Origin of the sequence: Pseudomonas sp. MWU12-3103b, assembly GCF_023100615.1 — a bacterium.
Lineage (GTDB): Bacteria > Pseudomonadota > Gammaproteobacteria > Pseudomonadales > Pseudomonadaceae > Aquipseudomonas > Aquipseudomonas putida_A.
Map to the genome: position 1 here is coordinate 1 of NZ_JALMEY010000021.1, position 23790 is coordinate 23790.

Genomic DNA, 23790 nt, shown 5'->3' on the forward strand with positions numbered 1-23790 from the left:
TTTGCCGACCTGAAACTTGTTTGCCGAATCCATAATCCATAAGGTCTTTCAGGTCGATGTAACTCGCCAGACACCTCGGTTGGCCCCCTCTCCCTCCGGGAGAGGGCTGGGGTGAGGGTAAAACTGCCATGAAAAAGGCGACCACCGAGGGTCGCCTTTTTCATGTCCGCCAAATCTTACTGGCTGTAGATCTGATCAAAGATCCCGCCATCATTGAAGTGGGTCTTCTGCACTGAACGCCAGTCGCCGAAGGTCTTTTCAACCGACAGGAAGTCGACTTTCGGGAAACGGTCGGTGTATTTCGCCAGCACTGCCGGGTCCCGTGGACGCAGGTAGTTGGCGGCGGCGATTTCCTGACCTTCCGGCGACCACAGGTATTTCAGGTATTCATCGGCGGCAGCGCGGGTGCCTTTCTTGTCGACCACTTTGTCGACCACCGACACCGGTGGTTCGGCCTCGGCGGAGACGCTTGGGTAGATCACCTCGAACTGATCGCGACCGAACTCGCGAGCGATCATCTCGGCTTCGTTCTCGAAGGTCACCAGCACGTCGCCGATCTGGTTGGTCATGAACGTGGTAGTCGCGGCGCGGCCACCGGTATCGAGCACTGGCGCTTGCTTGAACAGTTTGCCGACGAAGTCCTTGGCCTTGTTCTCGTCACCGCCATTTTTCAGCACGTAGCCCCAGGCCGAGAGGTAGGTGTAGCGGCCGTTGCCCGAAGTTTTCGGGTTCGGCACGATCACTTGCACGCCGTCCTTGAGCAGGTCCGGCCAGTCTTTCAGGGCTTTCGGGTTGCCTTTGCGGACGATGAACACGGTGGCCGAGGTGAACGGTGCGCTGTTGTTCGGCAGGCGGCTGACCCAGTTTTCCGGCACCAGTTTGCCGTTGTCGGCGAGGGCGTTGATGTCGGTCGCCATGTTCATGGTGATGACGTCAGCCGGCAGGCCGTCGATCACCGAACGCGCCTGCTTGCTCGAACCGCCGAAGGACATTTGCACGGTGATGTTTTCGTTGTGCTCGGCCTGCCAGTGTTTCTGGAACGCAGTGTTGTAATCCTTGTAGAAATCGCGCATCACGTCATACGAGACGTTGAGCAGGGTCGGTGCGGCTTGAGCCACGCTGCCAAAGGCAAGACCGGCGGCGAGAAGTGAGGCGCCAAAGAGTTTTTTCACTGCGCATTCCTTGTTGTGTCGGTGATAACGGTCGGGGGTGATACCGTTTTGCCAGCGACTATAGCCGGGCTGGCATAGTCGTTTAAAGATTAAAAAGCTCTGTGCTTATTCCACTTTCTTAAACAGCTGACTGCCGCACCGCGAGCAAAACGCTGCGTTCTGTTCATGGCTGTTTTTCTTGCACACCGGGCAGTCATGTTGCAGCTGTTCGCCGCGCATGGCGTTGGCCAGTTCTGCAGTGAAAATCCCGGTGGGCACGGCGATGATCGAGTAACCGGTGATCATCACCAGCGACGAAATCACCTGGCCCAGCGGGGTTTTCGGCACGATGTCGCCGAAGCCGACGGTGGTCAACGTCACAATAGCCCAATAGATGCCTTTGGGGATGCTGGTGAAGCCATGTTCCGGGCCTTCGATCACGTACATCAGGGTGCCGAACACCGTCACCAGGGTGCAGACGCTGACCAGAAACACCACGATCTTCTGCTTGCTGCCACGTAGCGCCGACATCAGGTAGTTGGCTTGCTTGAGGTACGGGCTGAGCTTGAGCACGCGAAAGATCCGCAGCATCCGGATGATGCGGATGATCAGCAGGTACTGCGCATCGCTGTAATACAGCGCGAGGATACCGGGCACGATCGCCAGCAGATCCACCAGTCCGTAGAAACTGAAGGCGTAGCGCAACGGTTTCGGTGAGCAATACAGTCGCAGGATGTATTCACCGAGAAAAATGACGGTGAAACCCCATTCGATGTACGCCAGCACGTCGGCGTAGTTCTGGTGAATGCTGTCGATGCTGTCGAGCATCACCACCACCAGGCTGGCGAGGATGATCAACAGCAAAGTGCCGTCGAAGCGCCGCCCGGCGAGGGTGTCGCTCTGGAAAATCATCACGTAAAGCCGTTCACGCCAACTGTTGCTGCTGTCCATGGATAACGCCTGAATTGAAGATCAGCGCAGCCTAGGTTGATTGTCCCCCTGTGCGCAAGGCGTGGCGTCGACGGCCGCTTTACCGAGCATCTGGATCCCGGCGCGGATCAGCCAGCCGGCGAGGATGAACGGCGCGGTCAGCATCGCCAGACCGAGAGCGACGAACAGCGGGGTGACCAGCAGCGCAAGGACGATGCCCAGCAGCGGCAGCCACGGTTGCTGGCGCTGCGCACTGAAGGCGAGGGCGGCGAGTACCGCGTTGTAACTGCCCAGTCCCAGCAATGCCGCGCCGGTTTCGTGGTGCAACAGACTGGACGCAAGGCCAATGGCTGACGCGAACAATGCCCAGCAAAAGGCGCGGCGATCAGCGATCAACAAGCCGATGCCGATCAATGCGCCGGCCAGCGGATGCTCGAGGAACATCACCTGACCCAATCCACGCAGTCCTGCGGCGAGCAGGTTCAGCGTGTTCATCTCGATGTGCGCCGTCGGCGCGGATGGCTCGGCGAACAGCAGCAGGATCCAGCCGATGGCCACGAATGGCGAGGTGTAGGCCGGTATCGATCGACTGCGGTAAACGTGTTTGAGCCATTGCTGAGTGAGCATCGCACTGACGCCGCCAGCCGCCAGAATCAGCGGCGGCAGCAGCGGTGACCAGGGGAAATACAGACTCAGCAACAAGCCGAGCAGCACGCCGTTGTAGCTGAACAAACCGGCCTGACGATCAGCCTTGGCATAGTTACGTCGCTGTGCAGTGAGCAATCCAGCGACCGCCCCGAGCAGCGCGCCGGCAAACAGCACCGGCGCAGTGAGCAGGATCGCCAGCAGGCACAACAGGCCGCATAGCGGGTGGCGCTGAAGAAATATCTGACTGAAACCGTTGAGCAAAGCCTCGGCCCAGTCGGGGCAGTGGGTGTTGAAATGATTGGCAGGCATGTTGAAAAAATCTGGGCAGTTGGAAAATCAAAAGGTCTTGCTTACCTGTGGTGAGGGGATTTATCCCCGATGGGCTGCGAAGCGGCCCCCAATCGGGGAGTGCGGTTTTTCTGTGAAAACCGTCACTCTCTTGAAAGCGGTGACTGCTGCGCAGTCAATCGGGGATGAATCCCTCACCACAGGCTTCAGTCGCAATCGTCAGATCAATGTTTCGATCCGCAGCGAGTTGGTCGATCCCGGCTGCCCGAACGGCACCCCGGCGGTGATCAGCAACGTATCGCCGCGCTCGGCCATGCCTTGCGCCTGAGCGATTTCCAGGGCGGTCGAACACACTTCATCGACCTGACGCAGGCGATCGTTGACCACCGAATGAATCCCCCACGCCACGCTCAAACGCCGCGCGGTCTGCAGGTTCGGCGTCAGGTTGAGGATCGGCGCTTTCGGCCGTTCCCGCGCCGCACGTAATGTCGAGGCGCCCGATTCGCTGTAGTTGACCAGCACCGCCACCGGCAGCACGTTGCTGATGCGGCGGATCGCGCAGCTGATGGCATCGGACACCGTCGCCTCGGCTTTCGGTCGGCTGACGTCGAGTTGAGTCTGATAGTCCGGACCGTTCTCAACCTGACGAATGATCTTGCTCATCATCTGCACCGCTTCCAGCGGGTATTCGCCGGACGCGGTTTCGGCCGAGAGCATCACTGCATCCGCGCCTTCAGCCACAGCGTTGGCCACGTCAGTGACTTCAGCACGGGTCGGTGCCGGGGAGAAGCGCATCGATTCGAGCATCTGCGTCGCCACCACCACCGGTTTGCCGAGTTCACGGCAGGTTGTGATGATGTTTTTCTGGATCTGCGGCACGCTTTCCGCCGGCACTTCGACACCGAGATCGCCGCGAGCGACCATGATCGCGTCGCTCAGCTCGGCGATTTCGCGCAGTTGTTCAACCGCTGACGGCTTCTCGATTTTCGCCATCAGAAAGGCCTTGTCGCCGATCAGTTCGCGGGCTTCGAGAATGTCCTGCGGACGCTGCACGAACGACAGCGCCACCCAGTCCACGCCCAGCTCCAGACCGAAGCTCAGGTCGCGGCGATCCTTGGCGGTCAGCGGGCTGAGGTCGAGCACCGCTTGCGGCACGTTCACGCCTTTGCGGTCCGACAGTTCGCCGCCGGCGAGCACGGTGGTGTCGATCGCGTCGGTGTATTTGCTGACCACGCGCAGGCGCAGTTTGCCGTCATCCAGCAGCAGTTCCATGCCGGCTTCCAGCGCGGCGATAATCTCCGGGTGCGGCAGGTTCACCCGGCGTTCATCGCCCGGCGTAGCGTCCAGATCGAGGCGGAACGCCTGACCACGATGCAGCTGTACCTTGCCGTCGGCGAACTTGCCGACGCGCAGTTTCGGCCCCTGCAAATCCATCAGAATGCCCAGCGGATAGTTGAGCTGGCGCTCGACTTCGCGGATCCACTGATAGCGCTTGGCGTGGTCGGCGTGATCGCCGTGACTGAAGTTCAGGCGGAAGATATTGACCCCGGCCTCGACCAGTTCACGGATGTCTTCGATGCCATCGACGGCAGGCCCGAGGGTGGCGAGGATTTTGACCTTTTTATCAGGCGTCATGATTTGCAGTTCTCAAGGATCAGGATGGCGCGGAAGTCGTTGACGTTGGTGCGGGTCGGCTCGGTGACGATCAGCGCATCGAGCGCCTCGAAGTAGCCGTAACCGTTGTTGTTATCCAGCTCGTCGCTGGCGCTCAAACCGAGGGCGGCCGCGCGGGCGTAGCTGTCCGGGGTCATGATTGCGCCGGCGTTGTCTTCCGAACCGTCGATGCCGTCGGTGTCGCCGGCCAGCGCATAAACGCCTGGCTGGCCCTTGAGGCTGTCGGTCAGGCTCAGGAGGAATTCGGCGTTGCGCCCGCCGCGGCCATTGCCGCGCACGGTGACCGTGGTTTCGCCGCCGGAAAGAATCACGCACGGCGCAGCGAGTGGCTGGCCATGATTGATGATCTGCCGAGCAATGCCGGCGTGGACCTTCGCCACTTCACGTGACTCACCTTCCAGGTCGCCAAGGATCAATGTGCTGAAACCGGCCTGACGGCATTTCACCGCCGCTGCATCCAGCGATTGCTGAGGGCGGGCGATCAACTGGAAGTGGCTGCGGGCCAGGCTCGGATCGCCGGGTTTGACCGTTTCCGATTCCGCGCTTTGCAGCCAGTTGCGCACCGAGGCCGGGACTTCAATGTTGTAGCGCTTGAGGATCGCCAGCGCTTCGGCCGAAGTGCTCGGGTCGGCCACGGTCGGGCCGGAGGCGATGACCGTGGCGAGGTCGCCCGGTACATCGGAAATTGCGTAGGTGTAGACGGTGGCAGGCCAGCAAGCCTTGCCGAGGCGGCCGCCCTTGATCGCCGAGAGGTGCTTGCGCACGCAGTTCATCTCGCCGATGGTCGCGCCGGATTTAAGCAGGGCTTTGTTGATCGACTGCTTGTCGGCCAGGGTGATGCCTTCGGCTGGCAGCGCGAGCAGGGCAGAACCGCCGCCGGAGAGCAGGAAGATCACGCGGTCGTCTTCAGTCAGATTGCTGACCAGTTCCAGCACGCGTTTGGCCACGGCCAGACCGGCAGCGTCCGGTACCGGATGCGCGGCTTCGACCACTTCGATTTTTTCGCACGGAGCGCCGTGACCGTAACGGGTCACCACCAGACCGGATACTTCACCCTGCCAGCAGCGCTCGACCACCTGGGCCATGGCAGCTGCGGCCTTGCCGGCACCGATGACGATCACCCGACCGCTGCGATCAGCAGGCAGATGGGCTTCGAGGACTTGGTTCGGATGGGCCGCGTCGATGGCTGTGGCAAACAGCTCGCGCAGCAGTTGTTGCGGATCGACCGACATGGCGGGCTCCCGGAATTCTTGTTATTCGAAAGGGCGGTAGAGATCCCTGTGGGAGCGAGCTTGCTCGCGAAAGCGATGGATCAATCAATATCCATGTCGACTGATACTCCCTCTTCGCGAGCAAGCTCGCTCCCACAGGTTCAAGCGGTGGGGCAGTGGCTTTATTTTTTGTCGCGAATCGAGAAGTTGGCCATGTGTTCCAGACCCTTGATCAGCGCCGAGTGGTCCCAGTTGCTGCCACCGATGGCCGCGCAGGTGCTGAACACTTGCTGGGCGTTGGCGGTGTTCGGCAGGTTGATGTTCAGCTCCTTGGCGCCTTGCAGGGCCAGGTTCAGGTCCTTCTGGTGCAGGCTGATGCGGAAGCCTGGATCGAAAGTGCCTTTGATCATGCGCTCGCCGTGCACTTCGAGGATCTTCGACGAAGCGAAACCGCCCATCAGCGCTTCACGCACCTTGGCTGGATCAGCGCCGTTTTTCGAGGCGAACAGCAGCGCTTCAGCCACGGCCTGGATGTTCAGCGCGACGATGATCTGGTTCGCCACTTTGGCGGTCTGACCGTCGCCATTGCCACCGACCAGAGTGATGTTCTTGCCCATGGCCTGGAACAGCGGCAGGGCGCGTTCGAAGGCATCGGCGTCGCCACCGACCATGATGCTCAGGGTCGCAGCCTTGGCGCCGACTTCACCGCCGGACACTGGCGCGTCGAGGTACTGCGCGCCTTTTTCGTTGATCTTCTTGGCGAAAGCCTTGGTGGCGGTCGGCGAGATCGAGCTCATGTCGATCACGACTTTGCCTTTGCCGATGCCGGCAGCAACGCCGTCGGCGCGGAACAGCACGTCGTCGACCTGTGGGGTGTCCGGGACCATGACGATGATGAATTCGGCTTCCTGCGCCACTTCGCGCGGGTTGGCCAGGGCGACGGCGCCAGCGGCAACCAGATCGGCTGGAGCGGCGTCGTGGTGCGCCGACAGGAACAGGCTGTGACCGGCTTTCTGCAGGTTCGAAGCCATTGGGTGGCCCATGATGCCGGTGCCGATAAATCCGATTTTAGCCATGAGAAAATCCTCTTGTTTTTGTCTTGCTCAAGCGAAATAGGGGGTGTTGCCTTGGGTGGGAGCGGGCTTGCTCGCGAATGCGGTGGAACATTCAATATCCGTGTTGACTGAACCACCGCATTCGCGAGCAAGCCCGCTCCCACAGGTTTTTTTTTAGTGTTCTTAAATTGCGTTGTGGGTTTTCAGCCAGCCGAGGCCCGCTTCAGTGGTGGTCAGCGGCTTGTATTCGCAGCCAACCCAACCCTGATAACCGATGCGATCCAGGTGTTCGAACAGGAAGCGGTAGTTGATCTCACCGGTGCCCGGCTCGTTGCGCCCCGGGTTGTCCGCGAGCTGCACATGGTTGATCTCGGCCAGGTGCGATTGCAGGGTACGGGCCAGATCGCCTTCCATGATTTGCATGTGATAGATGTCGTATTGCAGGAACAGATTGGCGCTGCCGACCTGCTCGCGAATCGACAGGGCTTGCGCCGTGTTGTTCAGGTAGAAACCCGGGATGTCGCGGGTGTTGATCGCTTCCATCACCAGTTTGATACCCGCCGCCTGCAGCTTGTCGGCCGCGTACTTGAGGTTGGCGACGAAGGTTTTTTCCACGGTGGCATCGTCCACGCCTTGCGGACGGATACCGGCCAGGCAGTTGACCTGGGTGTTGCCCAGTACTTGTGCGTAAGCGATCGCCAGATCGACCCCGGCGCGGAACTCTTCAACCCGATCCGGCAGACACGCGATACCGCGCTCGCCCTTGGCCCAGTCACCGGCCGGCAGGTTGAACAGCACTTGGGTCAGACCGTTGGCATCGAGCCTGGCCTTGATTTCCGCAGAGCTGAAGTCGTACGGGAACAGGTATTCCACACCACTGAAACCGGCCTTGGCGGCGGCGTCGAAACGGGCAAGGAAATCCTGTTCGGTGAACAGCATGGACAGGTTGGCAGCGAAACGCGGCATGGTGGTCTCCTAAAACGGTTTTGACGCGGGTGGTCAGACTAAACCCAATCAGTCCCCTCTCCAGGGGGAGAGGGTTAGGGTGAGGGGGGAATCAGGGTTGGCCCCAAATTCCCCGAACGACACAAAATCGCTCCCTCACCCCAGCCCTCTCCCGGAGGGAGAGGGAGCCAGTTACGTTCAGTCGAGCAACGAAATCGCCGTTGGCGCGTCGTTGCCGACCAGTGCCAGGTCTTCGAATTCGTTGACGGCGTTGATCTCGGTCCCCATGGAGATGTTGGTCACACGCTCCAGGATGATCTCGACAATCACCGGTACCTTGAACTCTTCGATCATCTGTTCGGCCTTGCGCAGGGCAGGGGCGATTTCCGATGGTTCGAACACCCGCAGGGCTTTACAGCCGAGGCCTTCGGCGACTGCGATGTGGTCGACACCGTAACCGTTGAGTTCCGGCGCGTTCAGGTTATCGAAGGACAGCTGCACGCAGTAGTCCATTTCGAACCCGCGCTGGGCCTGACGGATCAGCCCCAGGTACGAGTTGTTCACCACGACGTGGATGTAAGGCAGTTTGAACTGAGCGCCGACCGCCAGCTCCTCGATCATGAACTGGAAGTCATAGTCCCCCGACAGGGCCACGACTTTCCGGCTCGGATCGGCCTTGACCACGCCCAGCGCTGCCGGAATGGTCCAGCCCAACGGGCCGGCCTGACCGCAGTTGATCCAGTGACGCGGCTTGTAGACGTGCAGGAACTGCGCGCCGGCAATCTGCGACAGACCAATGGTGCTGACGTAGCAGGTGTCTTTGCCGAACACCTGGTTCATTTCTTCGTAAACGCGCTGTGGTTTCACCGGCACGTTGTCGAAGTGGGTCTTGCGATGCAGGCTGGCTTTGCGCTGCTGGCAATCCTGCAGCCAGGCACTGCGGTTTTTCAGCTTGCCGGCGGCTTGCCATTCACGGGCGACTTCGATGAACACGGTCAGCGCCGCAGCAGCGTCGGAGACGATGCCCAGATCCGGAGTGAACACGCGGCCGATCTGCGTGCCTTCGATGTCAACGTGAATGAACTTGCGCCCTTCGGTGTAGACGTCGACCGAACCGGTGTGACGGTTGGCCCAACGGTTACCGATACCCAGTACCACGTCGGATTTCAGCAGCGTGGCGTTGCCGTAACGGTGCGACGTCTGCAGACCGACCATGCCGACCATCAGCGGGTGATCATCGGGAATGGTGCCCCAGCCCATCAGGGTCGGGATCACCGGAATACCGGTCAGCTCGGCGAACTCCACCAGCAGATCGCTGGCGTCGGCGTTGATGATGCCGCCACCGGCCACCAGCAATGGACGCTCGGCCTGATCAAGCAGGGCCAGAGCCTTCTCGACCTGAATGCGGGTCGCGGTTGGCTTGGCCAGCGGCAATGGCTGGTAGGCGTCGATGTCGAATTCGATTTCAGCCATCTGCACGTCGAACGGCAGGTCGATCAGCACCGGGCCCGGGCGGCCGGAGCGCATTTCGTAGAAGGCTTTCTGGAACGCGTAGGGCACCTGGCCCGGCTCCAGAACGGTGGTCGCCCACTTGGTGACGGGCTTGACGATGCTGGTGATGTCGACCGCCTGGAAGTCTTCCTTGTGCATACGGGCGCGGGGTGCCTGGCCGGTGATGCAGAGGATCGGGATCGAGTCGGCCGAGGCGCTGTAGAGCCCGGTGACCATGTCGGTACCGGCAGGGCCGGATGTACCGATGCACACGCCGATGTTGCCGGCCTTGGTGCGGGTGTAACCCTCGGCCATGTGTGACGCGCCTTCGACGTGGCGAGCGAGGACGTGATCGATGCCACCGACTTTCTGCAGGGCGGAGTACAGCGGGTTGATCGCAGCACCCGGAATGCCAAAAGCGGTATCAACCCCCTCACGGCGCATCACCAGAACGGCGGCTTCGATTGCTCTCATTTTGCTCATGGTTTTGTGCCTCTTTACGTTTTGTAATTGTATACAAGTGGCTTTGCGCAGAGTGTATTCACGGCGGACGGCGCAGGTCAATCCATTTTCTCAAGCGTCTGTTTCATTTGTCGGAAGCCGGTTTTGCTGTGGCTTTTCGTCGCATGTGGCGCCTTTCGAGAATTATTGTATACAAAAAAATAATTCATTGTGTTCTATTTGTGGCATCGGTCTGCGGCACTTGAGCGCAGCCCCACGACTTTCCCAATAACAAAATGAGGACGGCACCATGAGCGCTTTAACCTTGAAAGTCGCAGTCAACCTGGTCAACGAAGCCATCAGCACCGGGCGCGGGATCAACGCCGCGCCGCTGACCATCGCGGTACTCGATACCGGCGGCCACCTGATCACCCTGCAACGCGAAGACGGCGCCAGCCTGCTGCGCCCGAACATCGCCATCGGCAAAGCCTGGGGCGCCATCGCCCTGGGCAAGGGCTCACGCCTGCTGGCGCTGGACGCCCAACAACGCCCGGCCTTCATCGCCGCACTCAACAGCATGGGCCAGGGCAGCGTCGTCCCGGCCCCGGGCGGGGTGTTGATCCGTGATCAGGCGGGGAATGTGCTGGGGGCGATCGGGATTAGCGGCGATCTGTCGGATATTGATGAGCAGGTGGCGATCAAAGCGGTAGAGGCGCTGGATTTGAGGGCGGATGCGGGGGTGGCTGGTTGATTTTGTAGCGTCTGAACTGAAGTTTTCGCGAGCAAGCTCGCTCCCACAGGTTTGTGTTCTGACACATAAAGTGTGAACACCTCAAATCTCCTGTGGGAGCGAGCTTGCTCGCGAAGCAGTCACCGCGGTCTATCAGTCCGGCTCACACCCTTTCAACACCAACCGGATAATCGTTTGCGCCGCAGCCTCGTAATCCGCCTCGTCCAGCTTGTCCTTGCCGGTGACCGCAGAGATCTGCCAGTCGAAGTCGGCGTAGGTCTGGGTCGCGGCCCAGATGCTGAACATCAGGTGATTGGGGTCGATCGGGGCGATCTGGCCGCGGTCGATCCAGCTCTGGATGCAGTCGATGTTGTGCTTGGCCTGGCTGTTGAGCTGCTCGACCAGGTCGGCGCTCAGGTGCGGAGCGCCGTGCATGATTTCGCTGGCGAACACCTTGGAGGCGAAGGGCAGGTCGCGGGAGATGCGGATCTTCGAGCGGATGTAGCCGCTGAGCACTTCGCTCGGTACGCCGTCCGGGTTGAACGGGGTCGAAGCCTGCAGGATCGGCACGATGATGCTTTCCAGGACCTCGCGGTAGAGGTTTTCCTTGGATTTGAAGTAGTAGTAAACGTTGGGCTTGGGCAATCCTGCCTTGGCGGCGATGTCGCTGGTTTTGGTCGCAGCGAAGCCCTTGTCGGCAAATTCCTCACTGGCGGCACGCAGGATCAGTTCTTTGTTGCGCTCGCGGATTGTGCTCATAAACCCGGTGGTTCCTTGCCTGTTCTGGCGGTTGCGCATGGTAGCACCGGCCTCGCGCATGGCTCAAGAATGCCCCGTGTGGCCCGCAGTCGCGGTATGCTGCGCGGCATTATTCACATAAGGAAACAAGATTCATGGCAGGAAGCAGTTTGCTGGTGCTGATCGACGATATTGCCACCGTTCTGGATGATGTGGCGTTGATGAGCAAAATGGCCGCGAAGAAGACCGCCGGCGTGCTCGGCGATGACTTGGCGCTCAATGCCCAGCAAGTCTCCGGCGTGCGCGCCGAGCGGGAAATTCCGGTGGTCTGGGCGGTCGCCAAGGGCTCGTTCCTCAACAAGCTGATCCTGGTGCCCTCGGCCCTGGCGATCAGTGCGTTTGTGCCATGGCTGGTGACGCCGCTGTTGATGGTCGGCGGCGCGTACCTGTGTTTCGAAGGTTTCGAGAAGCTCGCGCACAAGTTCCTGCACAGCAAGGCCGAAGATGATGCCGACCACGCGCAATTGAGCGCGGCGGTGGCCGAGCCGACCACCGATCTGGTGGCTTACGAGAAGGACAAGATCAAAGGCGCGATCCGCACTGACTTCATCCTCTCGGCGGAAATCATCGCCATTACCCTTGGTACCGTGGCCGACGCATCGCTGACCCAGCAAGTGATCGTCATGTCGGGCATCGCCATCGTCATGACCGTCGGTGTTTATGGCCTGGTGGCAGGCATCGTCAAACTCGACGACCTGGGCCTGTGGCTGACGCAGAAATCCGGCTCGGCAGCAAAAAGCATTGGCAACGCGATCCTGCGCGCCGCCCCGTACATGATGAAAGGCCTGTCGGTGATCGGCACAGCGGCGATGTTCCTCGTCGGTGGCGGCATCCTTACCCACGGCGTTCCTGTGCTGCATCACTGGATTGAAAGTGTCGGTGTGGCGGCCGGTAGCGCCGGGTTCGCAGTCCCTGTGCTGCTCAATGGCGTGGCGGGGATCATCGCGGGCGCGGCAGTGCTGGCGGTGGTTTCGGTGGTCGGTAAAATCTGGCGCGCGATCAAAGGATAAACACATCACTCCTGTGGGAGCGGGCTTGCTCGCGAATGCGGTGTGTCAGTCGAAGAATATGCTGGCTGATTCACCGCATTCGCGAGCAAGCCCGCTCCCACAGTTTGATCTGGGTTGTGCTATGAAAAAGGGCCATTCGACTCGCATCGAATGGCCCTTTTTCGTTGCCGCTGAGGTTACTCGGCAATCTGCAACTTGCGCGACTCGGTGTAGACGTAACGCACTTTCTCGTACTCGAACGGCGAGTTCATCTGGCCGTAGCGGAAGTTGGTCTGGTAGCGCTTGTCGACCGCACGCAGGGCCCAGATTTCCGGGTGGTTGGAGCTGACTTCCGACACGTTCAGGTAGTTGATCGCCGATTCGGCGGTGTAGTCCACGGCGAGGCCGGCGGTGTCGCGAATGTTCGACGGGCCGAGGATCGGCAACACGAAGTAGGCACCGCCCGGTACGCCGTAGAAACCCAGGGTCTGACCGAAGTCTTCGTTTTGGCGCGGCAGGCCCATGGCAGTGGCTGGGTCCCACAGACCGGCAATGCCGATAGTGGTGTTGAGCAACAGGCGCGCGGTGGTTTCCATCGAGCGCTTGCCCTTGAACTGCAGCAGGCTGTTGACCAGGTTCGGCACGTCGCCAAGGTTGTTGAAGAAGTTGCTCACCCCGGTGCGCAGGAAGCTTGGCGTCACGTAGCGATAACCGTCGACCACCGGCAGGAACACCCATTGGTCGAAGCGGTAGTTGAAGTGGTAGACGCGGCGGTTCCACGACTCCAGCGGGTCATAGACGTTGAGTGCGTTGAGCGTCGAGCGCTCGAACTCACGCTGGTCCAGCCCCGGGTTGAACTTGAGTTTGGACAGCGGCTCCTTGAAGCCGTCGCTGTCGACCACCACCGGCGCGTTGGCTTTGCTGTTGTCGGCCTGGGCCACGCCTGCACTGAGGAGCGCTGCAATCAGCAGGAGATATTTAGCCACGGAAAAACTCCAGCATGGCGTCGCTGTTGACGCGGTAGTTAAGGTTGCCGCAATGGCCGCCCAGTGGGTAAACGGTCAGGCGATCGCCAAAGGTCTTGCGCAGGAAACCGAGGTCGCCAGGGCCGAGGATCACGTCATCAGCATTGTGCATGACGGCGATTTTCGGGCTGTCGTGCAGGTAATCCTTGAGTGCGTACAGGCTGACCTGATCGATCAGTTGCAGCAGGCTGCCGCCGTCAGTGCGCGCGCGCCACATCGGAATCACTTGTTCGGTCAGGTAGCAGTCGAAGTCGCATTGCAGCGCACGCTTGAGGAACGGCGTGAGGCTGGTGCCTTCGGTGATCGGGAATTTCGGCGGGGTGATCAGGCCACGACGGTTGATCAGGTCGGAGGTGAAGGCAATGTCGGCCGCCGAGAAACGGAACGAAGTGCCGATCAGCATCGCCATCTGTTCGTTGGTCAGGTGCTGCTTCGACTGCTGGAAGTCGTAGAGCAGGGCGTCATTGAGGTCGATGTAGCCTTTCTGCTGGAAGTAGCGGGTCAGCTTGTTCAGCACCAGTTCATAGAAGGTGGTGCTGTTGTTGATGCCCTTCACCTCGGTCTGTACCAGTTTGTCGAGGTTGCTGATCGAGGTGTAGAGGTTGACCGGCGGGTTGAGCAGCAGGACTTTCTTGAAGTTGAAGCTGCGTCGGGTCTCGTCCAGATGCGCGACGAACGCGGCATCCAGCGCGCCGAGGCTGTAGCCGCTGAGGTAGTACTCGGTGACCGGCAATTTCGGATGCTGCGCGCGCACGGCCTGCATCACCCGGTACATGTCTTCGGCGTCTTCCTTGGTGATGCCCGGGGTGGCGAAGCGTGAAGCGGCGCTGATGAAGTCGAAGCTGGTGGGCGACGACAACTGCACGACGTGGTAGCCGGCCTTGTAGTAGAGCTTCTTCAGGTATTCGTTGAGCGTGCTGTCATAGCGCGCACCGGTGCCGGCGATCAGGAAGATCAGCGGCGCCGGTTTGTCCTGCTCGGCGATGCGGTAGGTGAGTTTTTTCACCGCCCAGAAATTGTCCGGGAGGATGAAGGCCCGTTCCGGGCGCAGGGTGATGCTGTGGTCGGACTGATTGATCTCGTCGTTCGACGGCAACTCCGGGCGCAGGTCCGGTGGCGTGGTGGCGATGGTCGCCTCGAACGGGTTGGTCAGGGGATAGCCATAACTGGCGGCATCGATATCCACCGCCAGTGCGGACGCACTCAGAATAAGGCCGCTGAACAGCGCGGCGAAGCGCAAGGAACGGAGCATGACTGGATCCCTTAAAGGAAGGTGCCGAATGAAGTTCGCAGGCTATGACCACCGGGCTTGCGCCAAAGTGCCATGCCTCGGCACCAAACAGGCAGAATTCGGAGTAATAGTAGCTGGACGATACACTTTGCAAGGCGCGGATGACCAGTTAACAGTTGTTAGTACTTGCCAACGGTACAAGTGCGATTAAGCTGGCCGCCGATTTCGTTGATTGGAGAGATTCATGTCCCGCCGCTTGCCCGTGATCCTGTTGCTCGTGCTGTTGCCGCTGTGGCTGGCCGCCAGTTATGGCGCGCGTTATGGCTTCATGGAGGACGGACAGTGGGTTGGCATCTGCGTCGATGAAGCGAGCCGTTGGGAATGCTCGGTGCGTTCGAACCTGGGGCTGATGATCCACTTCAAGGTGTTGGGCTGGACCGCGCTGGGTGCGGCGCTGCTGGGTTTTGTGCTGCCCGGGCGGGCAGGGTGGTGGCTGGCGGTGCTGGCGCTGGTGTTCGGGCTGCCGGCGCTGGCGTTGTACAACACGACGTTGGCGGTGTTTGCGCTGGTGATTGGCGGATTGCGGTTGGTCCGGGCGTCCCGCAGCGCCTAAGAGTCAGCCTTCGCGAGCAAGCCCGCTCCCACATTCGATTGCATTCCAACTGGAGGAACCCGATTAAATGTGGGAGCGGGCTTGCTCGCGAAGGGGCCAGACTGGCCTCTGGAGATCAGCCTTTGCGAACCCGCAGGCAGCGCCACAACGCCGCCACCATCAAACCACTGACCAGCGCCCAGCCCCACGCCTGCTGATTCAACAATCCTTCTTCATACAGCTGCGGCGCAATGCCGGCGCCGATGATAAAGGTCAGGAGGGCGATTTCCCGGCGTGGCACGCTGACCGGACGGCACACGAAAACCAGCGCCGGCAGGATGAACGCCATGCTGGCGAAACTGCGATAACGCGCGTCGAACACCATCTCCAGCATCATCACCGCCGCCGCAAATCCCGCCGCAGCAACCAGCCAGCCAGCGCGGCGTTCCAGTAGAGTGAACGCCCGTTCACGCCAACCCTGACGGTTGCTCAAGGTCAGCGCGGCATGCGCCAGCACCAACAGATTCAACGCTGTCAGCAAGCCGACCCACAGCCATTCGCTGGCAAACCGCGTGGTCACTCGCGCCAGATCGCCCCAGGCGCCGATCGAGCAGGCTGCAACTGCCGCAAGCAGGGGCAGAACCAACGCCGATTGTGTGGTGCGAACCCGGCCGCCGAATAGCAGCGTACCGAGGAAAATCAGCCCACCGACGCCCAGCCATTCCTTCCAGTACGGCACATTGGTCACTGGCCCGGCGAGCACGCCCTTGTCCTGGCGATCGGCGTCGAACAGGCCCCAGTAACCGCCGACCGCACCTTCGCTGCCCCGTTTCCATGGCTGGTCGAACGCCTCGATCAGGTTGTAATGCCAGCCTTCCTTCTCGGCCATCGCGACAAAACCGCGAATGAACTTGGCCTCGTTGACCCGGCTCGGCAGGGCGGTCTCGCGCTGGCGACCTTCGCTGGGCCAGCCGGTTTCGCCGATCATCACGTCCTTGGGCGCGAACTTGTTGCCGAACACCTGACGCACATCCGCCACATGTTGCAGAGCGACGTCAATGTTCGACGGATCATCTTCCCAATACGGCAGCAAGTGAATGGTCAGGAAATCCACCGCCGGCGCGACTTCCGGGTGCTTGAGCCAGAACTCCCAGACATCGGCATAGGTGACCGGTTGCTTGACCTGGCTTTTGACCTTGTTGATCAGCTTCGCCAGTTGCGCGCCGGTGACTTCCTTGCGCAGCAACGCTTCGTTGCCGACGATCACCGCGCTGACCACATCCGGGTTGGCGTTGGCCGAAGCAATCAGCAGGTCGACTTCTTTCTCGGTGTCCGCCGGGTTGCTGTTGACCCAGGCGCCGATCATCAACTTCAGACCGTGCTTGCGCGCCAGTTGCGGCAGGGCTTCGAGGCCGGTCATCGAGTAGGTGCGGATGCATTCGAAGCGCGTCGCCAGCAGGGCAAGGTCGGCGTCCATGCGCTCCGGGCGCAGCTTGAACGGCACGTCGAACGGCGACTGGTCCTTGTCGAATGGCGTGTAGGAGGCGCATTGCAACTTGTGCGTCGGGGTCGCGGCGTCCGGCAGGATCACCGGTTTGCCGAGGCCGTACCAGAAGCCGCCAAGGGCAAACAGGCCGAGCAGGCAGGCGAAGAGATAAGGAACAAACGGGAAGCGGGAAGTCGCGGACATGGTCAGGCCGAGTGGCTGCAAAGCGACGCATGTTACCTGCATTTATCCGCGGGTTGGTGGCCTGCATGATTTGCACATGCAAAGTTCGGGCGGATTGTCTGGCGCCAATTATTCAGAGGCGATTAATGGCCTTCTGATGTCGTTTCTCGCTGTATTGAGGTCGCTGACAGAGCAGGTCGCTGCGGGCGTCAGGCCGATGATCGAAAGCGTCAGTACTCCACTGGCATTCGAGCGAGTTTGCGGTCAGGCGTGATGGGGGCGCTGTGCACCATAACAATACGTTGACGATGCCCGGCATCCGTCGGGCGCAGCATTTCGGGGAAGTAAACGATGAAGATGCGACGACTTTTAGGCGCAGGTGCCGCTCTGGTGCTTGCGATGAGTTCCACATTCGCCAGCGCTGAAAAACAGACCCTGAACATCGGTTACGTTGACGGTTGGTCCGACAGCGTCGCGACCACCCACGTGGCGGCCGAGGTGATCAAGCAAAAACTCGGCTACGACGTGAAGCTGCAAGCCGTCGCCACCGGGATCATGTGGCAGGGCGTGGCCACCGGCAAACTCGATGCGATGCTCTCGGCCTGGCTGCCGGTGACCCACGGCGAGTACTGGACGAAGAACAAGGATCTGGTCGTCGATTACGGCCCGAACTTCAAGGATGCGAAAATCGGCCTGATCGTGCCGGAGTACGTCAAGGCGAAATCGATCGAAGACCTCAAGACCGATGACAGCTTCAAGAACCGCATCGTCGGCATCGACGCCGGCTCGGGCGTGATGCTCAAAACCGATCAGGCGATCAAGGATTACGGCCTGGACAAATATACGCTCAAGGCCAGTTCCGGCGCCGGCATGATTGCCGAGCTGACCCGTGCGGAGAAGAAGAACGAATCGATTGCCGTCACCGGTTGGGTGCCGCACTGGATGTTCGCCAAGTGGAAACTGCGCTTCCTCGACGACCCGAAAGGCGTGTATGGCGCGGCTGAAACCGTGAACAGCATCGGCAGCAAAGAACTCGCGACCAAGGCTCCGGAAGTCTCCAAGTTCCTGAAAAACTTCCAGTGGGCGTCGAAAGACGAGATCGGCGAAGTCATGCTGGCCATCCAGGACGGCGCCAAGCCTGAAGCGGCGGCCAAGGATTGGGTCGCCAAGCACCCGGATCGCGTGGCTGACTGGACCAAATAACCCAAACACTGCAATAACCCTGTGGGAGCGGGCTTGCTCGCGAAGCGTCGTATCAGTCACATTTGCATTGACTGGCACACCGCCTTCGCGAGCAAGCCCGCTCCCACATTTGTTTCTTGTGCACCCTCTCTGGCAGGGTTTACGGCTGTTTCAAAGCCTCTTTCCAATTCTTTCGGCTAATTACCGTCCGAAAATTGGCGAAAACGTCATGTCGTTCTAATACTAAGGTCGTCTGGAACCCGTTCCGCAGCCGCATACAGTGGATACGTTCCAACAATAATCTGTGCTGCGAGGATAAAAACAATGAACGACAGCATTTACCTCTCGATTCAAAACAGCCCGCGCTTCAAGGAGCTGGTGCGAAAAAGAGAAAAATTCGCCTGGATACTCTCGGCGATCATGCTCGGGCTGTACTCCGGATTCATCCTGCTGATCGCATACGGGCCGCAAGTGCTCGGGGCGAAACTCAGTCCCGGGTCGTCGATTACCTGGGGTATTCCGATTGGTGTCGGTCTGATTGTCTCGGCCTTCATCCTGACCGCGATCTACGTACGGCGCGCCAACGGCGAGTTTGACGACCTGAACAATGCGATTCTCAAGGAGGCTCAGCAATGATCCGGCGTCTACTGGCTCTTTTGAGCATCGCAGCGTTCGCGCCAGCCGTCTGGGCCGCTGACGCCTTGACCGGCGAAGTCCACAAACAACCGCTCAACGTTTCCGCGATCGCCATGTTCGTGGTGTTCGTCGGCGCCACCCTGTGCATCACCTACTGGGCGTCCAAGCGCAACAAGTCGGCCGCCGACTACTATGCGGCGGGCGGCAAGATCACCGGGTTCCAGAACGGTCTGGCGATTGCCGGTGACTACATGTCGGCGGCGTCCTTCCTGGGGATTTCCGCGCTGGTGTTCACCTCCGGCTACGACGGCCTGATCTACTCGATCGGCTTCCTGGTGGGCTGGCCGATCATTCTGTTCCTGATCGCCGAGCGCCTGCGTAACCTGGGTAAATACACCTTTGCCGACGTGGCGTCCTACCGCCTCGGGCAAACCCAGATCCGCACCCTGTCTGCCTGCGGTTCGCTGGTAGTGGTGGCGTTCTACCTGATCGCGCAAATGGTTGGTGCCGGCAAGCTGATCCAGCTGCTGTTCGGTCTCGACTACTACGTCGCGGTGATTCTGGTCGGTATCCTGATGTGCATGTACGTGCTGTTCGGCGGCATGCTGGCGACCACCTGGGTGCAGATCATCAAGGCGGTGCTGTTGCTGTCCGGTGCCTCGTTCATGGCGCTGATGGTGATGAAGCACGTCAACTTCGACTTCAACATGCTGTTCTCCGAGGCGATCAAGGTTCACCCGAAAGGTGAAGCGATCATGAGTCCGGGCGGTTTGGTGAAAGATCCGATTTCGGCGTTCTCCCTCGGTCTGGCCCTGATGTTCGGTACTGCCGGCCTGCCACACATCCTGATGCGCTTCTTCACCGTGAGTGATGCGAAAGAAGCGCGCAAGAGTGTGCTGTACGCCACCGGCTTCATTGGTTACTTCTACATTCTGACCTTCATCATCGGCTTCGGCGCGATCCTGCTGGTCAGCACCAACCCGGCCTTCAAGGATGCGGCGGGCGCTCTGCTCGGCGGCAACAACATGGCGGCGGTGCACCTGGCTGACGCGGTGGGTGGCAGCATCTTCCTCGGCTTCATCTCGGCGGTGGCGTTCGCGACCATTCTGGCGGTGGTGGCGGGTCTGACCCTAGCCGGTGCTTCGGCGGTGTCGCACGACCTGTATGCCAGCGTGATCAAGAAGGGCAAGGCCAACGACAAGGATGAGATTCGCGTGTCGAAGATCACCACCATCGCCCTGGGCGTGCTGGCGATCGGTCTGGGTATCCTGTTCGAGAGCCAGAACATCGCGTTCATGGTCGGCCTGGCGTTCTCCATCGCGGCGAGCTGCAACTTCCCGGTGCTGTTGCTTTCGATGTACTGGAAGAAACTGACCACCCGCGGCGCGATGGTCGGTGGCTGGCTGGGGCTGGTGAGTGCGGTGGGGCTGATGATCCTTGGCCCGACCATCTGGGTGCAGATTCTGCATCATGAGAAGGCGATCTTCCCTTACGAGTACCCGGCGTTGTTCTCAATGGTTATCGCGTTCATCGGGATCTGGTTCTTCTCGATTACCGACAAGTCCGCAGCAGCCGAGAACGAGCGGGCGCTGTTCTTCCCGCAGTTTGTGCGTTCGCAGACTGGCCTTGGAGCGAGCGGGGCGGTTTCGCACTAAGTTCTGGTTACGTGGTTTGAGTGAAATGCCCTGGTTGAGAGATCGGGGCATTTTTTTTGTGGGCGGTTATCGGACTCGGGCCTTGGTGTTTGGTGGTTATCGAGTACATATCCGTTGCTGCGGTAACGGCGGCTTAGGGTTTCGCCCTTACGGCGAGTCACCTTTTCCAAACGCCGAAAAGGTAACCCAAAAGGCTTGCTCCTACGTTCGGCCCACTCGCTGGGGCTCGGGGTCCCTTCGCTGCGGGATCGATCCGGGGGCAGCGCCTACGGTTTGCTTCGCTGCACCTCCTCTCGCTGTGTTTGGCTGCGCCAAACGGTCGCTGCGCTCCCACCCCCGGATCAATCCCTCCACTCAGCCTTCCGATGTCGCCCGTGGATCAAGATCAAAAGCTGCAGCCGAGCTTGCGCTCATCCTGTTAAGTGGTGGAAAAGCATGCGGTCGGCTTGTGTTCTGTGTTGGATCTACCCCTCATCGGAACGCCGCCCGCCCAGCCCTCTCCCGAGGGAGAGGGAGCCGATTTTTGAGCCTTTCAGAACCTGAGTTCGACTGGGTGTTTCACGTCGGCGTAACTCTCCCAAACACCGCGATCAGTCCCCTCTCCCTCCGGGAGAGGGCTAGGGTGAGGGGTTCTTGATCTGGTTTTTGATCTGGCTTTGGCTTTTGATCTTTTGCCCCTTCGGCAGGCCGAGCGTAGGTGTCCATCAGGGGGTTAGGCGCGCAGCGCCATGCGGCGGAGCCGCATACATCGAGAGGAGGTGCAGCGAAGCAAACCGGAGGCGATGCCCCCGGATGGACACCGTAGCGAGGGAACACTGAGCCTCAGCGAAGTGCCGTACGCCGGGGCAAGACTTTTTGGTTACTTTTGAGGCGTTTGTCAAAAGTGACCCGCCGTAAGGGCGGAACCATAGGAGGCCGTTACCGCAGCAACGGATATACACCCAAAACCCCAAAACCCAGTCGGCCCACAGGCCGCTGCGACCAGACAAACAAAAACGGCCTCTATATAAGAGGCCGTTCCCGATACAACTTCAAGACGTTATCGCAAGACAAGCCTTATTTGCGGTCTTCCAGCTTGGTGATATCACGCGACTCGTAGCCAGTGTACAACTGGCGCGGACGGCCAATCTTGTACGGGCTGGAGAGCATTTCTTTCCAGTGCGAGATCCAGCCCACAGTACGCGCCAGAGCGAAGATCACGGTGAACATGCTGGTTGGAATGCCGATCGCCTTGAGGATGATCCCCGAGTAGAAGTCGACGTTCGGGTACAGCGAGCGCTCGATGAAGTACGGGTCGGTCAGGGCGATCTCTTCCAGGCGCATGGCCAGTTCGAGTTGCGGATCGTTGTTGATGCCCAATTCTTTCAGCACTTCGTCGCAGGTCTGCTTCATGACAGTCGCGCGAGGGTCGCGGTTCTTGTAAACGCGGTGACCGAAGCCCATCAGTTTGAACGGATCGTTCTTGTCCTTGGCCTTGGCGATGAACTTGTCGATGTTGGACACATCGCCAATCTCGTCAAGCATGGTCAGAACGGCTTCGTTCGCACCGCCGTGGGCAGGGCCCCACAGTGCGGCGATACCGGCGGCGATACAGGCGAACGGGTTGGCACCCGAGGAACCTGCCAGGCGCACGGTGGACGTCGATGCGTTCTGCTCGTGGTCGGCGTGGAGGATGAAGATCCGGTCCATGGCCTTGGCGAGTACCGGGCTGATCGGTTTGATCTCGCACGGGGTGTTGAACATCATGTGCAGGAAGTTTTCCGCGTACGTCAGGTCGTTGCGCGGGTACATCATGGGTTGGCCCATGGAGTACTTGTAAACCATCGCTGCCAGGGTTGGCATCTTGGCGACCAGACGGATCGCGGAGATTTCGCGATGCTGCGGGTTATTGATGTCCAGGGAGTCGTGGTAGAAGGCCGAGAGGGCGCCGACTACGCCGCACATGACGGCCATCGGGTGGGCGTCGCGACGGAAGCCGTTGAAGAAGGTTTTCAGCTGCTCGTGAACCATGGTGTGGTTTTTCACGGTGCTGACGAACTGGGCCTTCTGTTCTGCAGTCGGCAATTCGCCGTTGAGCAGCAGGTAGCAGGTTTCCAGGTAGTCCGACTTTTCAGCCAGCTGTTCGATCGGGTAGCCGCGGTGCAACAGAATGCCGTTGTCGCCGTCGATATAGGTGATCTTCGATTCGCACGAGGCGGTCGACATGAAACCTGGGTCGAAAGTGAAGCGGCCCGTGGCCGTCAGGCCCCGAACATCGATTACATCGGGACCAACGGTGCCGGTTAAAATGGGCAGCTCGACGGGGGCTGCGCCCTCGATGATCAACTGCGCTTTTTTGTCAGCCATGTGGCCTCCTATTTATGCTTGAACCATCAGACAGACCCCCCACGCAGGGCCCGCACCACTATAGTGAGATAAATTCGAATGTCAATTTGCCTAAAGTCTTGCTCCAGAAGGCTTTAAGCGCACTTTTTCCTCGAAATTGACTGCCATTTACGCCTTTTATGCGACTTGTGCAATCAGCTATTGGGGGTAGGTGATTGCGTTGTCATTAGTAGCCTAACTGTCTATACTCGGCCACCGACCGCCAAGGGCTTTTGGGCTTGCTTTCATTGGGGGTCGCATCCCTGGGTGGTGGTTACCTGACCAGTGCACTCCCCAACAACTTTGCCCTGATTGTTAGGGGCTCTTCAGTGTGAAAAAAAAGCCGTGAAAAGCCAACGACCTGTAAACCTAGACCTAAGGACCATCAAACTCCCAGTCACTGCTTACACGTCCATTCTTCACCGTATCTCCGGTGTCATCCTCTTCGTGTGCCTTGCCATCATGCTTTACGCATTGGACAAGTCGCTGAGCTCCGAGGAAGGCTTCGGTCAGGTGAAAGCGTGTCTGACCAGTCCGCTAGCCAAGCTAGTGATTTGGGGCATCCTGTCCGCTCTGCTGTATCACCTGGTTGCCGGTGTGCGCCATTTGATCATGGACATGGGCATCGGTGAGACGCTGGAAGGCGGCAAGCTGGGCTCGAAAATCGTTATCGCCGTTTCCGTGGTGGTAATCGTTCTGGCAGGAGTCTGGATATGGTAACTAACGTCACGAACCTCTCGCGTTCGGGCCTCTATGACTGGATGGCGCAACGTGTGTCGGCGGTCGTTCTCGCGGCTTACTTCATTTTTCTGATCGGATACGTCGTGGCCCACCCAGGCCTCGAGTACGCCCAGTGGCATGAACTGTTCGCCCACAACGGGATGCGTATTTTCAGCCTCCTGGCCCTTGTTGCTCTCGGCGCTCACGCCTGGGTCGGCATGTGGACCATCGCGACTGACTACCTGACGCCAATGGCGTTCGGCAAGTCCGCGACGGCTATACGTTTCCTTTTCCAGGCAGTATGCGGCGTTGCGATGTTCGCTTACTTCGTCTGGGGTGTGCAGATTCTCTGGGGTATCTGAGTC

Annotated in this window: 21 protein-coding genes and 1 pseudogene; 9 read left to right on the forward strand and 13 right to left on the reverse strand. The window is 59.9% G+C overall.

Annotated features, from left to right (window positions below; translation table 11 throughout):
* Positions 1-176: 176 nt before the first annotated feature.
* From M0808_RS25600 to M0808_RS25620, 5 genes are all read right to left on the reverse strand, one after another.
* Entirely contained in the window at positions 177-1172 is a 996-nt protein-coding gene (locus M0808_RS25600; RefSeq protein ID WP_096796240.1) for a sulfate ABC transporter substrate-binding protein, read from the reverse strand.
* 105 nt (positions 1173-1277) lie between these two features.
* Entirely contained in the window at positions 1278-2102 is an 825-nt protein-coding gene (locus M0808_RS25605) for an ion transporter (RefSeq protein WP_095667160.1), read from the reverse strand.
* 21 nt (positions 2103-2123) lie between these two features.
* Positions 2124-3038 carry an urea transporter gene (locus tag M0808_RS25610; RefSeq protein WP_247842883.1) on the reverse strand — a complete coding sequence of 305 codons (915 nt, stop codon included), beginning with the start codon at positions 3036-3038 and terminating at the stop codon, positions 2124-2126.
* Between the two features lie 198 nt (positions 3039-3236).
* Positions 3237-4652, reverse strand: a complete 1416-nt coding sequence (pyk, locus tag M0808_RS25615) for a pyruvate kinase (RefSeq protein ID WP_247842885.1) — start codon at positions 4650-4652, stop codon at positions 3237-3239.
* Positions 4649-5923, reverse strand: coding sequence for a glycerate kinase (locus M0808_RS25620; protein ID WP_247842887.1), 1275 nt, complete (start codon positions 5921-5923; stop codon positions 4649-4651). Before M0808_RS25620 ends, pyk begins: the two co-directional genes overlap by 4 nt.
* Positions 5924-5941: 18 nt before the next feature.
* Here M0808_RS25620 and M0808_RS28605 point away from each other — a divergent pair.
* Positions 5942-6064 (forward strand): annotated as a pseudogene (locus M0808_RS28605) (metal ABC transporter ATP-binding protein); the annotation flags it as partial.
* Positions 6065-6084: 20 nt separating this feature from the next.
* Here the strand turns inward: M0808_RS28605 and M0808_RS25625 are convergent.
* From M0808_RS25625 to gcl, 3 genes are all read right to left on the reverse strand, one after another.
* The gene (locus M0808_RS25625) at positions 6085-6978 is read right to left on the reverse strand and encodes a 2-hydroxy-3-oxopropionate reductase (protein ID WP_003222962.1); all 894 of its coding nucleotides are present in this window, start codon (positions 6976-6978) and stop codon (positions 6085-6087) included.
* Positions 6979-7140: 162 nt separating this feature from the next.
* Positions 7141-7923 (reverse strand): hydroxypyruvate isomerase, encoded by a 783-nt coding sequence (gene hyi / locus M0808_RS25630; protein WP_096796235.1) that lies wholly within the window; start codon positions 7921-7923, stop codon positions 7141-7143.
* 177 nt (positions 7924-8100) lie between these two features.
* Complete coding sequence (gene gcl / locus M0808_RS25635) at positions 8101-9876, reverse strand: glyoxylate carboligase (protein ID WP_003222966.1); 1776 nt, start codon at positions 9874-9876, stop codon at positions 8101-8103.
* Between the two features lie 268 nt (positions 9877-10144).
* On the opposite strand from gcl, the gene M0808_RS25640 reads away from it, so the two are divergent.
* Positions 10145-10585, forward strand: a complete 441-nt coding sequence (locus M0808_RS25640; RefSeq protein ID WP_247842888.1) for a heme-binding protein — start codon at positions 10145-10147, stop codon at positions 10583-10585.
* 132 nt (positions 10586-10717) lie between these two features.
* Here M0808_RS25640 and M0808_RS25645 read toward each other — a convergent pair whose 3' ends face one another.
* Positions 10718-11323: a TetR/AcrR family transcriptional regulator gene (locus M0808_RS25645; RefSeq protein ID WP_007969638.1), complete on the reverse strand. Its 606-nt coding sequence runs from the start codon at positions 11321-11323 to the stop codon at positions 10718-10720.
* Positions 11324-11457: 134 nt separating this feature from the next.
* On the opposite strand from M0808_RS25645, the gene M0808_RS25650 reads away from it, so the two are divergent.
* Positions 11458-12372, forward strand: a complete 915-nt coding sequence (locus tag M0808_RS25650; protein WP_247842889.1) for a DUF808 domain-containing protein — start codon at positions 11458-11460, stop codon at positions 12370-12372.
* 176 nt (positions 12373-12548) lie between these two features.
* Here the strand turns inward: M0808_RS25650 and M0808_RS25655 are convergent, their stop codons facing one another.
* Positions 12549-13337: a VacJ family lipoprotein gene (locus M0808_RS25655; protein WP_150367868.1), complete on the reverse strand. Its 789-nt coding sequence runs from the start codon at positions 13335-13337 to the stop codon at positions 12549-12551.
* A complete protein-coding gene (locus tag M0808_RS25660; protein WP_027613946.1) occupies positions 13330-14628 on the reverse strand; it encodes a serine/threonine protein kinase in 1299 nt (432 codons plus the stop codon). The genes M0808_RS25655 and M0808_RS25660 overlap by 8 nt, the downstream gene beginning before the upstream one ends.
* Positions 14629-14851: 223 nt before the next feature.
* Between M0808_RS25660 and M0808_RS25665 the strand changes: the two genes are divergently transcribed.
* Entirely contained in the window at positions 14852-15220 is a 369-nt protein-coding gene (locus tag M0808_RS25665; RefSeq protein WP_247842891.1) for a hypothetical protein, read from the forward strand.
* Between the two features lie 115 nt (positions 15221-15335).
* On the opposite strand, the gene M0808_RS25670 is transcribed toward M0808_RS25665, so the two are convergent.
* Positions 15336-16931 (reverse strand): beta (1-6) glucans synthase, encoded by a 1596-nt coding sequence (locus tag M0808_RS25670; protein WP_247842893.1) that lies wholly within the window; start codon positions 16929-16931, stop codon positions 15336-15338.
* 288 nt (positions 16932-17219) lie between these two features.
* Here M0808_RS25670 and M0808_RS25675 point away from each other — a divergent pair, with 288 nt between their 5' ends.
* The 3 genes from M0808_RS25675 (at position 17220) to M0808_RS25685 (ending at position 20341) form a co-directional block, all read left to right on the forward strand.
* Positions 17220-18071, forward strand: a complete 852-nt coding sequence (locus tag M0808_RS25675; RefSeq protein WP_247842895.1) for a glycine betaine ABC transporter substrate-binding protein — start codon at positions 17220-17222, stop codon at positions 18069-18071.
* Positions 18072-18374: 303 nt separating this feature from the next.
* Entirely contained in the window at positions 18375-18686 is a 312-nt protein-coding gene (locus tag M0808_RS25680) for a DUF485 domain-containing protein (RefSeq protein WP_027613950.1), read from the forward strand.
* Positions 18683-20341, forward strand: a complete 1659-nt coding sequence (locus tag M0808_RS25685; protein ID WP_027613951.1) for a cation acetate symporter — start codon at positions 18683-18685, stop codon at positions 20339-20341. The genes M0808_RS25680 and M0808_RS25685 overlap by 4 nt, the downstream gene beginning before the upstream one ends.
* 1056 nt (positions 20342-21397) lie before the next feature.
* Here M0808_RS25685 and gltA read toward each other — a convergent pair.
* Positions 21398-22687 carry a citrate synthase gene (gene gltA, locus M0808_RS25690; RefSeq protein WP_003222994.1) on the reverse strand — a complete coding sequence of 430 codons (1290 nt, stop codon included), beginning with the start codon at positions 22685-22687 and terminating at the stop codon, positions 21398-21400.
* A 363-nt stretch (positions 22688-23050) separates the two neighbouring features.
* On the opposite strand from gltA, the gene sdhC reads away from it, so the two are divergent.
* Positions 23051-23425 (forward strand): succinate dehydrogenase, cytochrome b556 subunit, encoded by a 375-nt coding sequence (sdhC, locus tag M0808_RS25695; protein WP_016773673.1) that lies wholly within the window; start codon positions 23051-23053, stop codon positions 23423-23425.
* Positions 23419-23787: a succinate dehydrogenase, hydrophobic membrane anchor protein gene (gene sdhD / locus M0808_RS25700; RefSeq protein ID WP_003222999.1), complete on the forward strand. Its 369-nt coding sequence runs from the start codon at positions 23419-23421 to the stop codon at positions 23785-23787. The genes sdhC and sdhD overlap by 7 nt, the downstream gene beginning before the upstream one ends.
* Positions 23788-23790: the final 3 nt, after the last annotated feature.

Coding starts and splice junctions, on each gene's coding strand:
- M0808_RS25605 (WP_095667160.1), bottom strand. CDS start 2,102: ATGGACAGCAGCAACAGTTGGCGTGAACGGCTTTACGTGATGATTTTC.
- M0808_RS25610 (WP_247842883.1), bottom strand. CDS start 3,038: ATGCCTGCCAATCATTTCAACACCCACTGCCCCGACTGGGCCGAGGCT.
- pyk (WP_247842885.1), bottom strand. CDS start 4,652: ATGACGCCTGATAAAAAGGTCAAAATCCTCGCCACCCTCGGGCCTGCC.
- M0808_RS25620 (WP_247842887.1), bottom strand. CDS start 5,923: ATGTCGGTCGATCCGCAACAACTGCTGCGCGAGCTGTTTGCCACAGCC.
- M0808_RS25625 (WP_003222962.1), bottom strand. CDS start 6,978: ATGGCTAAAATCGGATTTATCGGCACCGGCATCATGGGCCACCCAATG.
- hyi (WP_096796235.1), bottom strand. CDS start 7,923: ATGCCGCGTTTCGCTGCCAACCTGTCCATGCTGTTCACCGAACAGGAT.
- gcl (WP_003222966.1), bottom strand. CDS start 9,876: ATGAGCAAAATGAGAGCAATCGAAGCCGCCGTTCTGGTGATGCGCCGT.
- M0808_RS25640 (WP_247842888.1), top strand. CDS start 10,145: ATGAGCGCTTTAACCTTGAAAGTCGCAGTCAACCTGGTCAACGAAGCC.
- M0808_RS25645 (WP_007969638.1), bottom strand. CDS start 11,323: ATGAGCACAATCCGCGAGCGCAACAAAGAACTGATCCTGCGTGCCGCC.
- M0808_RS25650 (WP_247842889.1), top strand. CDS start 11,458: ATGGCAGGAAGCAGTTTGCTGGTGCTGATCGACGATATTGCCACCGTT.
- M0808_RS25660 (WP_027613946.1), bottom strand. CDS start 14,628: ATGCTCCGTTCCTTGCGCTTCGCCGCGCTGTTCAGCGGCCTTATTCTG.
- M0808_RS25665 (WP_247842891.1), top strand. CDS start 14,852: ATGTCCCGCCGCTTGCCCGTGATCCTGTTGCTCGTGCTGTTGCCGCTG.
- M0808_RS25670 (WP_247842893.1), bottom strand. CDS start 16,931: ATGCAGGTAACATGCGTCGCTTTGCAGCCACTCGGCCTGACCATGTCC.
- M0808_RS25675 (WP_247842895.1), top strand. CDS start 17,220: ATGAAGATGCGACGACTTTTAGGCGCAGGTGCCGCTCTGGTGCTTGCG.
- M0808_RS25680 (WP_027613950.1), top strand. CDS start 18,375: ATGAACGACAGCATTTACCTCTCGATTCAAAACAGCCCGCGCTTCAAG.
- M0808_RS25685 (WP_027613951.1), top strand. CDS start 18,683: ATGATCCGGCGTCTACTGGCTCTTTTGAGCATCGCAGCGTTCGCGCCA.
- gltA (WP_003222994.1), bottom strand. CDS start 22,687: ATGGCTGACAAAAAAGCGCAGTTGATCATCGAGGGCGCAGCCCCCGTC.
- sdhD (WP_003222999.1), top strand. CDS start 23,419: ATGGTAACTAACGTCACGAACCTCTCGCGTTCGGGCCTCTATGACTGG.